Source organism: Nocardia sp. NPDC059691 (assembly GCF_042733915.1).
GTDB classification, from domain to species: Bacteria; Actinomycetota; Actinomycetes; order Mycobacteriales; family Mycobacteriaceae; genus Nocardia; species Nocardia sichangensis.
The window spans coordinates 251,121-262,221 of record NZ_JBHWFB010000002.1 but is presented as its reverse complement, the minus strand read 5'-3'; the positions used below and the strand labels follow the sequence as shown (position 1 = coordinate 262,221).

Below are 11,101 nucleotides of genomic sequence, written 5' to 3'. Positions count from 1 at the left end.
TGTCGGCGCGATGTCCGCCGATGTGGTCGTCCCGGGCCCGGCCGGACCGCCGGAACTCACTTGCTCAGCACCGTATAGCGGAACTTGAACGATGCGTCGAGCGTCTGTTCCACACCCCGCACCCCGGTGGCGGAGACCGCGATCTGCTTGCCGGACAGCAGCGGAACGATCGGCAGGAAGTTCTGCGCGAGATCACGCTGCACCTGCTGGATCTGCGCGAGCCGCTTGTCCTTGTCGGGCTGGGTCGCCTGGGCGATCAGCTGGGCGGAGATGCCGGGGTCTTCGAAATGCGACTGCAGGAAGTTGTTCGGCCCGAAGAACGGGGAAAGGTAGTTGTCCGGGTCCGGGAAGTCCGGGAACCAGCCGAATTGGAAGAGCGGGTAGGCATCACGGGCGCGTTCTCGCTGGTAGGTCACCCATTCGGTGGATTGGAGATCGACCTTGAACAAACCCGTGGCCTCCAGTTGCGACTTGATCGCCGCGTACTCCTCGGAGCTGCTGGAGCCGTAGTGGTCGGGGTTGTACTGGAGATTCAGCTCGACCGGCGTCGCGACCCCCGCGTCGGCGAGGAACTTCGCCGCCTGGTCCTTGTTCGGCTGGGGGCCGTAGATTTCCTTGAACGGCTCGGCCGCGCCCGGCATGCCCTGCGGCACGGACGAATACGCGGGCAGGTAGGTCTTCTTGTAGACGCCGTCGGCGAGCGCGGCACGGTCGACGGTGGCCGCGACGGCCTTGCGCACGGCCAGTTTCTGCGCGGGCGTGCCACCCGGCATGGTGTTCAGATTGAACACGATGTAGCGCAGTTCCCCGCCGGGACCCTCGTGCACGGCGACCTTGCCATCGTTGCGCAGCGACTCGATGTCGGTGGGCGTGAACGACCGATATCCGACGTCGAGCGAACCGTTCTGCAGGTCGAGCTTCATGTTGTCGGTGGTGGCGTAGTACTTGGTGGACACCGTCTCGGTCTTCGGCTTGCCGAGGATGCCGTTGTAATCGGCGAACGCCTGGTACTCGACGAGTTTGTTCTTGTCGTAACTGGCGATGGCGTACGGGCCGGAATAACCCTTGGCCTTCACCACGTCCTCGTCCGGCATCACCTTGTCCGGCGCGTATACCTTCTCGTCGACGATCGGCCCGGCCTGGGTGGGCAGGATCGCGGGAAAGGTCTGGTCGTCGGCCACCTTCAACGTGAACGCGACGGTGCGCGGGTCCACTACGTCGGTCTTCTCCAGGTTGCCGAGCAGCGAGGCGGGACCGTTCGGGTCGTTGATCCGCAGCATCCGGTCGAAGGAGAACTTCACGCTGGTCGCGGTCAGCGGGTTGCCGTTGGCGAACTTCAGGCCGTCTTTCAACGTGCAGGTATACACCGTGGGCGTGGTGAACTCGCACTTCTGGGCCGCGTCCGGCTTCGGCGTCGCGTCACCGGGTGCGAAGTTGAGCAGGTACTGATAGATCTGCGTCTCGGCGACCAGCGACCCGTTGTCGTAGGCGGCCGCGGGATCGAGCGAGAAGATCTTGTCGGTGGTGCCCGCCACCAAGCCGCCGCCGTCACCGCCTTCCCCGGTTCGCCCGGAACCGCATCCCGCCAGCACCGAACCCGCCAATGCCAGCAAGCCGACGGCCGCGATGGTTCGCGTCCCGATCTGTCGCCCCAACCTCGAATTCCTCATCACGGCCCCACTTCTCGAGCGCCGCACGCGTTGCCCTGGATCGCAGGCCCGGTGCGGACACGGGTGAACTTCCGATCTGATCGGCACCGTACCTACGAAGCATTTTCGGCACGTTACGTTTTCGAAGAAAATCCGCGGCGCTCTCAGCAGGTGTTATGCGCGGCGACTACGACCGGCCCAAAAACCGGTCGTACGTCCAGAATCGCCGGACGGTGCACGGCGCGATGTCTCGAGCAGGCCACATCACGGCGCGCGACAGCAACCGACCGTACCCACAAACGCATCGGTGGAAACCATCACGCGCCGAAGCGATCGGCCTTACGGCGATTACCGAGAGTCGGTGACCGCCCGGCGCACATGATCAGCGATTCACGGACGGCTCAGCGCGCTCGCATTCGCGTTGTCGCCCAGCAGCTCGGCCTCGGTCTGACCGGTGAGCATGCCCTCGAGCACGTTCTTCCCGATCGCGGCCTCGGTGGGCAGCGGAATCGGATAGTTGCCGTCGAAACACGCGGCGCACAGCCGCGAGCGCGGCTGTTCGGTGGCGGCGATCATGCCGTCGAGCGAGATGTAGCCGAGGGTATCGGCGCCGATCGACCGGCGCACGCCCTCGACCATGTCCGCGACGTCGCCCTCGGTGCCCGCGCCGTTGGCGATCAGTTCCGCCCGCGAGGCGAAGTCGATGCCGTAGAAGCAGGGCCACTTCACCGGCGGCGAGGCGATCCGCACGTGGATCTCCAACGCCCCCGCCTCGCGCAACATCCGGATCAGCGCGCGCTGGGTGTTGCCGCGCACGATCGAGTCGTCCACGACGATCAGGCGCTTGCCGCGGATGACCTCGCGCAGCGGATTGAGCTTGAGCCGGATGCCGAGCTGACGGATGGTCTGACTGGGCTGGATGAACGTGCGGCCGACGTAGGCGTTCTTCATCAGGCCCTGGCCGTAGGGCACGCCCGACCCCTGCGCGTAGCCGACGGCGGCCGGTGTGCCGGATTCGGGAACCGGGATCACCAGGTCGGCGTCGACCGGGTGCTCCTTCGCCAGGCGACGGCCGATCTCCACCCGGGTGGCGTGCACCGACCGGCCCGCGATGGTGCTGTCCGGCCGCGCCAGGTACACGTATTCGAAGACGCAGCCCTTGGGCTCGGGGTTGGCGAAGCGCATCGAGCGCACGCCGTCGGCATCGATCGCCAGCAATTCGCCGGGTTCGATCTCGCGGACGAAGGCGGCGCCGACGATGTCCAGCGCGGCGGTCTCACTGGCAACGACCCAGCCACGCTCCAGCCTGCCCAGGCACAGCGGGCGCACGCCGTGCGGGTCGCGCGCGGCGTAGAGGGTGTGCTCGTCCATGAAGGTCAGGCAGAACGCGCCCTTCAGGGTGGGCAGCAGTTCCATCGCGGCCCGCTCGATGCTGGAGTCGGCGGCGGCGTGCGCGAGCAGCGCGGTGACCACGTCGGAGTCGGAGGTCGCCGCGGCGGGCTGCGGGCGCCCGCCCCGGACGGAGGCGAGCAGGCCGAGTTCCCGTGCACGGCCCGCCAATTCGGCGGTGTTGACCAGATTGCCGTTGTGCCCCAGGGCAAGTCCGGAGCCCACCGCGGTGGTGCGGAAGATGGGCTGAGCGTTCTCCCAGGTCACCCCGCCCGTTGTGGAGTAGCGACAGTGACCGACGGCGATGTGACCCGGCATGGCCGCCAGCGTCTGCTCGTCGAACACCTGGCTGACCAGACCGAGATCCTTGAACACGAGGATCTGCGAGCCGTCCGACACCGCGATGCCCGCCGCCTCCTGTCCACGGTGTTGCAGAGCATAAAGCCCGTAATACGTGAGTTTCGCCACTTCTTCGCTCGGCGCCCAGACTCCGAAGACTCCGCACTCCTCGCGCGGCTCGTTCTCGTCGACGTCCGGGGTGGGACACGAGGCGGCGGAAATGCTCTGGACCGGCAGTTCGGCGTTGGTCACCGTTTGCTCCCTGTTCGGGCGGGCTGGGGGCAGATTTCATTCTACGGATGCCGCGGCGGTGCCCGCGCACCGCCGCCGCATCCGAGCAGCAATTCCAGGTGACCGAAGCGGGGTCGCCGCGACGCCTTCGGCTGTTACGGTGCGGACCGTGACGACTACGGACGACGCGGGCGCGACGGGGCCGGTGCGCAGGCCATGGCCTCGGATGGTGCTGTTTCCGGTCGCGGTGTTGAGCCTGCTCACCGCGCTGCTTGGCATCATGTACCTCGACTATGTCGTCGACCCGGAGCAGAACCTGCACGACTTCCCGATCGCGCTGGTGAACCAGGATGTCGGCGACACCATCGGCAGCGGGAGCGCTGAGCAGAAGGTCAATTTCGGCGATCAGATCACCAAGGCGCTGGCCGCCGGAGTGCCGTCGGACAAGGTCGACCTGCGCGTGCTCAGCATCAACGAGTCCGAGCGGCAGATGCAGTCCGGACAGGTCTACGGCGCGATCGTCATCCCGGGCGATTTCAGCAAGCAGCTCGGCAATCTGGGTGTGGGCAGTGTCATACCCGGTGACATCCCGCGCCCGATCATCACGGTGCAGACCAACCCGCGCGCGGGCGCGTTCGGCACGCAGATCGTGCTGCGGGTCGGCAACGAGGCGCTGACCGAGGTGAACAAGCAGGTCGGCAAGCAGTTGCTCGACCAGGTGAACGCGCAGCTGGCTCCGCGTCCGGGCGGTCCGCCCGCGCCCGAACTGACCGGCGCGACCAGGGTGGCGCTGGCGTCGCCGATCGAGGTGGTGCATCAGCAGTACCACCCGCTGCCGCACGGTAGCGGCCAGGGCCTGACCGCGTTCTTCTACTCCCTGTTGCTGCTGCTGGCCGGCGTGGTCGGCGCGATGGTCATCCACACCATGATCGATGCGCAGCTCGGATTCGTGCCCACCGAGTACGGCCCGTGGTACGTGCACTACCCGCCCACGCCGATCTCGCGGTTCAGGACGCTGCTGATCAAGTGGGGCGTGTTCGTGCTGGCGGCGAACATCGTCGCCGGGGTTTTCCTCATCGTGGGCGAACTGCTGGACATGCCGATCGGCAACCCGCTGGCCCTGTACCTCTACAGCGCGCTCGCCATGATCGCCGTCGGCGTGACCGGGCTGTCCATGTTGGCGGCGATCGGCTCGGCGGGCCTGCTGGTGAACCTCATCCTGTTCGTCATCCTCGGCTTGCCGTCCTCGGGCGGCACCGTGCCGATCGAGGCGACGCCGCGATATTTCGGCTGGCTCGCCTCCTTCGAACCCATGCACCAGGTGTTCCTCGGTGTGCGGTCGATCCTGTACTTCGACGCCGATTTCGAGGCCGGGCTCACGCGTGGTGTGTGGATGGCGGTCCTCGGGCTCGCGATCGGGCTGATCTTCGGCGCGTCGGTCACCCGCTTCTACGACCGCAAGGGGCTGGAGCGCCGCAACATCGTCCGGGCGTGAACTGTCCGCGCCGAAACGATCGGCTCGGTCTCAGTCGACTCGGACGATCGGCAGCCAGTGCGTGATCTCGGCCGCGCGGGTGCCGGATGCGCTCACCGCGCCGGAGTCGAGCGCGTCGTCGAACTCGAGCAGTCCGGTGGCCAGTAGCAGCCAGGTACGCGGGTCGGTCTCCACGACGTTCGGCGGTGTACCCCGGGTGTGCCGCGGGCCCTCGACGCACTGCACCGCGACGAACGGCGGCACCCGGACCTCGACCGAGTGCCCGGGCGCGGAGGCCGCCAGCGAGCGCGCCGTGGTACGCACAGCCGCCGCGAGTTCGGCGCGCGCGGGCGCGTCGACCGACTCGTCACGCAACCATTCGCTCACCACCGCCACCGCTGCCCGCGTCTGCGCGGGGTCGACCGTGCCTCGTCCTGCCACCTGCCCGACCCTACTTCGCGCTCCGTTCGCCTCGCGCACGTGATCGACCTCAGCCGTGCTTCGGCGAGGGCGGTCGACACGACGGTGTCGGCGCGGCTTCGGAACGGCGGCGGCGCGGTGCCCGGCGTCGGCCGCCCGTCAACGGGCTCGCGGTATATCCGAAGCCGGAGTTGCGAATTCATCCACAGTCGTCCCGAGGTCCGAACGTGCCACCCGCATCGCACGCGCGGAACCCGGGAAGTGGCGGGCCAGGCGCGGAGCGATCGCTCCGCCCGCGTTCATGGCGAGATGCAGCAGCGCGGGGGCGGCGGTGCCCGCGGTGCGGCGGCGCAGCAAACCGAACACGAGTCCGCCCGCCGTAGTCACCGCCACGGTGGCGGGAACACTGTCGCCCACGGCCCGCGCGGGAGTGATGTGCCAGAGTCCGAAGGTCGTCGCGCCGACCAATGCACCGGCTCGCGGACCGAAAAGGCGGTCCAGCATGGGATCCAGCGTGCCGCGGAAGACGAGTTCCTCGCTGTAGACAGTCCCGAGGGGAATGTGCACAGCCACCCACTCCTGCGTCGACACAGCGGGCCCCCGTTCAGCGAGTTCGGCCAGTTGCCATCGCAGCGACGGAACGGCAAGGGCCGCTGCGTAACCAACCACGACGACCGAGGCGGCGAGCAGCCCGCAGCGCACGCCGCTCTTCGACCACCGGCCAGGTTCGGCGCGCAGCGCGACTGCGTAGGCGGTGGCGAAACCGGCATTGGCGGCGGTTCGTCCGCGGATGCCGAGACGGAGGCGGGGCAGGACCGCGTTGCTCCAGAACAACGGAACGGCAACGGCCGCAATGGTTCGCACGGCCCGTTCCCGGCTCACTTGATCTTCCGCTCGAATTCCTCCGCGGCCTCGACTTCGACCCGGATCCGTTCGGAACGCTCGGCGGTCCAGTCCGGTGGCGCGGCGATGGCGGCCCAGCCGTCCAGGACCAGGCTGCCGTAGCGGTGTCCGTGCCCGTCGGTGACGCCCTGCGCGTTGGTCAGATCGGCGGCCACCTGCCAGAAGGTGACGAACGGCCACCAGCGCATCTGGGAGGAGACGTCCGAACCGCGCGGCTCCGACAGCCAATCCGGCCGCGAGAAGATCAGATCCGGCGACCACCAGACGATGGGATCGGACGCGTGCTGCAGATACGCGATGCGCGGCGGCCGCCATTCCGACGACGGGCGCGCCAGGTCACCGCTGTCGGAGGCGAACCGGACCACCAGCCCGTCGGCGTACAGCGGCTCCACCTCACGGGAGCCCGGATCGCGGCGGGCGACGAACTGCTGCCACAGCCGGTTGGAATTGGGCGGACCGACCCACAGCGCGCCGTCGACCTTGGCGCGCAGATCGGCCAGACCGTCGAACGCCGCCTCGGAACCCTGCGAACCGAGACTCTCCCCGTACACCAGCAATTTGGGTCGTGCCTGCGGCGGGCGCGCGGTCCAATGCTGGTACACCGCGTCGAACAGATCCCTGCCCGCCGCGGCGGCCTTGCTCCGGTCGGCCAGGAAGGACAGCACGCTGGGCAGATACGAGTACTGGGTGGCGACGATCGCGGTGTCGCCGTCGTACATGTACTCGAGCGCGGACGCGGCCAGCGAGTTCACCCATCCGGTCCCCGTGGTGGTGACCACCACGAGCGCCTTCCGGTCGAACGCACCGGTTCGCTCGAGCTCGGACACCGCCAGCTCGGCCGGTTCCTGGTTCCCGTCGACCGACTCCAGACCGACGTAGGCCCGGATGGGCTCCTTGGCCGGGCGGCCGGTGAGCGAGGTGATGTGGCTCGCGGTGGGTCCGTGCGAGACGAACCAGCGCCCCTCGAATCCGAGGGTCTCCCATTTGGCCAGCGAGGCGGGGCTGCCGGAGCGCTCCGGTTGCTGCGGCTGCACCGCGTTCGCCGAGGTGTGGTCGTTGCGCACGCTGAACGCGGAGTTGGCCACCGCGAAGAACGCTTGCGTGGCGACACCGTTGAAGATCGTCACCGCCAGCACCACCAGCACCAGGAATCCGGCGGCCGGAGCGAGTTCGCGGGGCACCTTCACCCACCGGTTGAGCAGGCGGGCCAGGAACAGGATGAACTCGCGCACGGTCCGGTAGACCGCGACCGCCGCGGCGCCGACCGCCATGCTCAGCAGTCCGGTGCGCAGATAGGCGGGCGTGGTGGTGCCCGCCATGCCCATCAACGCCGTGATCTCCCGCTGCCAGCGCGCCGACTGCACCAGCATCAGCGCGGCGCTCAGCGCCGCGGTGAGCAGCACTGCGGACTTGACGGCGTAACGCGCCCACGTCGGCGGCGGCGCGATCTTCAGCCGCGGCCGCACCCACAGCCGGAACAGCCACTCCAGCAAACAGCCGGCGCCGTATCCGATGGCGGCATTGATCCCGCTGATCAGCCCCTGGAACAGCCAGTCGCGCGGCAGCAGCGACGGCGTCACCGACAGCGCGAAGAACACCGTCGCCACCACCAAGCCGACGTAATTGAGGTCGATGACGTCCTCGACGCGCCGGATCACCGCGACCGCGCGCGTGCGCAGTTTCCGCATGGTCCCGGCGGTCTCCAGCATTCGATCAGTATGGCGGTCGCCACCGACGGCCCGGCGCGTCGCCCACCGTGACGCGGGCGCGCACGACGCGGATCACACCCTGCGCGACCCCGTGATCGGACGCCTTCGCGCGGATGGCAACTACCCATTTCGCTCGAGTAGTTGTACACGGGTGCGCGGGTCGCGCCATCCGGAAACTTTGGTCCATGAGCACAACGACCGCGGCGCAGAAAGCCAGCGCCGCTTACGTCGCACAGGCCGCGATCGCCTTCGGCATCAGTTTCGTCGGCATCGGCATCGGGATCTACGCGCTGCCGCTGGACGTCTGGCAGCGCGGATTCCTCGGTATGTCCGTGTTCTTCCTGGTGACCAGCACCTTCACGCTGGCGAAAGTGGTGCGCGACCAGCACGAGGCGGCGACCGTTCACGGTCGCATCGATCAGGCGCGGATGGAGAAGCTGCTCTCCGAGCACGATCCGTTCAATTCCGTCGCCTGAGTACGCGCACCTGGGCGGGCCCGGCAACGAGGGGTTCAGGCCCGCCCAGGTGGGCGTCTCGTCAGACGGTTCCGGCGCCGAACAGCTTCGGCAGCGTGCCCTCGTGCGCGGTCCGCAACTCGTCCATGGTGATCGAGAACTGGCCCTGCACCTCGACCGAATCCGAGCCCTGGTCGACCACGCCGATGCGCACCCACGGCAGTTCGCGCGCGGTGCACATGCGGGTGAACCTGGTCTCCTCCGAGCGGGGAACGGCGACCAGCACACGGCCCGCCGACTCGGAGAACAGCGTGACGAACGGATCCGCGTCCTCGGGAAGCAGGATGCGGCAACCGGTCTCACCGGCGAGCGCCGCTTCGACGACAGCTTGAGCGAGACCGCCCTCGGACAGGTCGTGCGCGGCGCTGATCATGCCGTCGCGCGAACCGGCGGTCAGCACCTCGGCGAGCAGCTGCTCGCGGGCGAAGTCGACCTTCGGCGGGACGCCGCCGAGATGGTCGTGGGCCACCTGCGACCAGATCGACCCGCCGAACTCGTCGCGGGTCTCGCCGAGCAGGATCAGCGTCTCGCCCGGCTCCAGGCCGATCCCGGTCGGGATGCGGCGGTGCACGTCGTCGATCACGCCGAGCACGCCGACCACCGGGGTCGGCAGGATCGCCGTCTGGCCGGTCTGGTTGTAGAAGCTGACGTTGCCGCCGGTGACCGGGATGCCGAGCGCCACGCAACCATCGGCCAGGCCGCGCACCGCCTGCTGGAACTGCCACATCACGCCGGGATCCTCGGGCGAACCGAAGTTCAGGCAGTTGGTGACCGCCTTCGGCGTGGCACCGGTGCTGGCCACGTTGCGGTAGGCCTCGGCCAGCGCCAGCTGCGCACCGGCATAGGGGTCCAGCTTGGTGTAGCGGCCGGACGCGTCGGTGGCCAGCGCGATGCCGCGGCCGGTCTCCTCATCGATCCGGATGACGCCCGCGTCGGCCTGATCGGCCAGCACGGTGTTGCCGCGCACGTAGCGGTCGTACTGCTCGGTGATCCACTTGCGGCTGCACAGCTGCGGGCTGGAGATCATCCGCAGCAGCGTCGCGCGCAGTTCGTCGGCGGTTTTCGGACGGGCGAGCCGGTCCGGGGCGTCGGCGATCAGCGCGTCCTGCTCGTCGGGGCGCGCGACCGGGCGCTCGTACACCGGACCCTCGTGCGCGACGGTGCGCGGCGGCACGTCGACCACCGTCTCGCCGTGCCAGGTGACCACCAGCCGGTCACCGTCGGTGACCTCGCCGATCACTGTGGCCAGCACGTCCCACTTGCGGCACACGGCCATGAAAGCGTCCACGTTCTCGGGAGTGACGACCGCGCACATGCGCTCCTGCGATTCGCTGGAGAGCACTTCGGCGGGCGTCATACCGGTCGCGCGCAGCGGCACCTTGTCCAGCTCGATGTGCATGCCGCCGTCACCGGCCGCCGCGAGTTCGGAGGTGGCACAGGACAATCCGGCGCCGCCGAGGTCCTGGATGCCCACCACCAGCTTCGCCGCGTACAGCTCGAGACAGCACTCGATGAGCACCTTCTCGGTGAACGGGTCGCCCACCTGCACCGACGGCAGCTTCTTGCGGCCGGAGCCGGATTCGTCGCCGGAGAAGGTGTCCGAGGCCAGCACCGAGACGCCGCCGATGCCGTCCAGGCCGGTGCGCGCGCCGAACAGCACGATCTTGTTGCCGGTGCCGGAGGCGAAGGCCAAGTGCAGGTCCTCGACTCGCATCACGCCGGCGCACAGCGCGTTCACCAGCGGGTTGCCCTGATAGGAGGCGTCGAACACGGTCTCGCCGCCGACGTTCGGCAGGCCGAGCGAGTTGCCGTAGCCGCCGACGCCGCGCACCACGCCGTCCACTACGCGACGGGTGTCGGCCGCGTCCGCCGCGCCGAAGCGCAGCTGGTCCATCACCGCGATCGGGCGCGCGCCCATCGCCATGATGTCGCGCACGATGCCGCCGACGCCGGTGGCCGCGCCCTGGTACGGCTCCACGTAAGAGGGGTGATTGTGGCTCTCCACCTTGAAGGTGACCGCCCAGCCGTCACCCACGTCGACGACGCCCGCGTTCTCGCCGATGCCCGCGAGCATGGATTCGCGCATCTCGTCGGTGGTGGTCTGGCCGAAGTAGCGCAGGTGCACCTTGGAGGACTTGTAGGAGCAGTGTTCGCTCCACATCACCGAGTACATCGCCAGCTCGGCGTCGGTCGGCCTGCGACCGAGGATCTCCTTGATGCGGGCGTACTCGTCGTCTTTGAGGCCGAGTTCTTTGTAGGGTTGCGCCACGTCGGGGTTTGCTGCGGCTGCGCTGACGGTGTCGACCTGCGGAGTCACGGAGTACCAGGGTCCTTTCGGCCGGGCATGGGGGTCGGCAAGCCGGCGGAGCCGGCGGGGTGGGCGAGCTCAGCGAAGCGACGAGCGTTGTCACTGGGCGGCGGCGAGATGCCTAGGTGTAAGTCTAGAGGCACTGGGTACCGACCATGCGCACC

General features: G+C 68.5%; 8 protein-coding genes. 2 read left to right on the top strand and 6 right to left on the bottom strand.

Annotated elements, in window-relative coordinates:
- Positions 1 to 56: 56 nt before the first annotated feature.
- Together ACFV2O_RS05590 and purF are read right to left on the bottom strand one after the other, a co-directional pair.
- Entirely contained in the window at positions 57 to 1,628 is a 1,572-nt protein-coding gene (locus tag ACFV2O_RS05590) for an ABC transporter substrate-binding protein (RefSeq protein WP_379250839.1), read from the bottom strand.
- 411 nt (positions 1,629 to 2,039) lie between these two features.
- Positions 2,040 to 3,629 (bottom strand): amidophosphoribosyltransferase, encoded by a 1,590-nt coding sequence (gene purF, locus ACFV2O_RS05585; RefSeq protein WP_355076960.1) that lies wholly within the window; start codon positions 3,627 to 3,629, stop codon positions 2,040 to 2,042.
- Positions 3,630 to 3,834: 205 nt separating this feature from the next.
- On the opposite strand from purF, the gene ACFV2O_RS05580 reads away from it, so the two are divergent.
- Entirely contained in the window at positions 3,835 to 5,103 is a 1,269-nt protein-coding gene (locus tag ACFV2O_RS05580) for a YhgE/Pip domain-containing protein (RefSeq protein WP_379250837.1), read from the top strand.
- Between the two features lie 30 nt (positions 5,104 to 5,133).
- Here ACFV2O_RS05580 and ACFV2O_RS05575 read toward each other — a convergent pair whose 3' ends face one another.
- From ACFV2O_RS05575 to ACFV2O_RS05565, 3 genes are all read right to left on the bottom strand, one after another.
- Positions 5,134 to 5,523: a sterol carrier family protein gene (locus ACFV2O_RS05575; RefSeq protein ID WP_355076959.1), complete on the bottom strand. Its 390-nt coding sequence runs from the start codon at positions 5,521 to 5,523 to the stop codon at positions 5,134 to 5,136.
- Positions 5,524 to 5,661: 138 nt separating this feature from the next.
- Positions 5,662 to 6,366 (bottom strand): CPBP family intramembrane glutamic endopeptidase, encoded by a 705-nt coding sequence (locus ACFV2O_RS05570; RefSeq protein ID WP_379250417.1) that lies wholly within the window; start codon positions 6,364 to 6,366, stop codon positions 5,662 to 5,664.
- 14 nt (positions 6,367 to 6,380) lie between these two features.
- Positions 6,381 to 8,114 carry an alpha/beta hydrolase gene (locus ACFV2O_RS05565; RefSeq protein WP_379250415.1) on the bottom strand — a complete coding sequence of 578 codons (1,734 nt, stop codon included), beginning with the start codon at positions 8,112 to 8,114 and terminating at the stop codon, positions 6,381 to 6,383.
- Positions 8,115 to 8,299: 185 nt separating this feature from the next.
- Between ACFV2O_RS05565 and ACFV2O_RS05560 the strand changes: the two genes are divergently transcribed.
- Complete coding sequence (locus ACFV2O_RS05560) at positions 8,300 to 8,590, top strand: YiaA/YiaB family inner membrane protein (protein WP_355076953.1); 291 nt, start codon at positions 8,300 to 8,302, stop codon at positions 8,588 to 8,590.
- A gap of 61 nt (positions 8,591 to 8,651) precedes the next feature.
- Here the strand turns inward: ACFV2O_RS05560 and purL are convergent, their stop codons facing one another.
- Positions 8,652 to 10,946 carry a phosphoribosylformylglycinamidine synthase subunit PurL gene (gene purL, locus ACFV2O_RS05555; protein ID WP_379250413.1) on the bottom strand — a complete coding sequence of 765 codons (2,295 nt, stop codon included), beginning with the start codon at positions 10,944 to 10,946 and terminating at the stop codon, positions 8,652 to 8,654.
- Between the last annotated feature and the right edge of the window lie 155 nt (positions 10,947 to 11,101).

What these genes read in the sequence shown, in the direction of transcription:
- ACFV2O_RS05580 (WP_379250837.1), top strand. Translation starts at nt 3,835, where the DNA reads ATGGTGCTGTTTCCGGTCGCGGTGTTGAGCCTGCTCACCGCGCTGCTT.
- ACFV2O_RS05565 (WP_379250415.1), bottom strand. Translation starts at nt 8,114, where the DNA reads ATGCTGGAGACCGCCGGGACCATGCGGAAACTGCGCACGCGCGCGGTC.
- ACFV2O_RS05560 (WP_355076953.1), top strand. Translation starts at nt 8,300, where the DNA reads ATGAGCACAACGACCGCGGCGCAGAAAGCCAGCGCCGCTTACGTCGCA.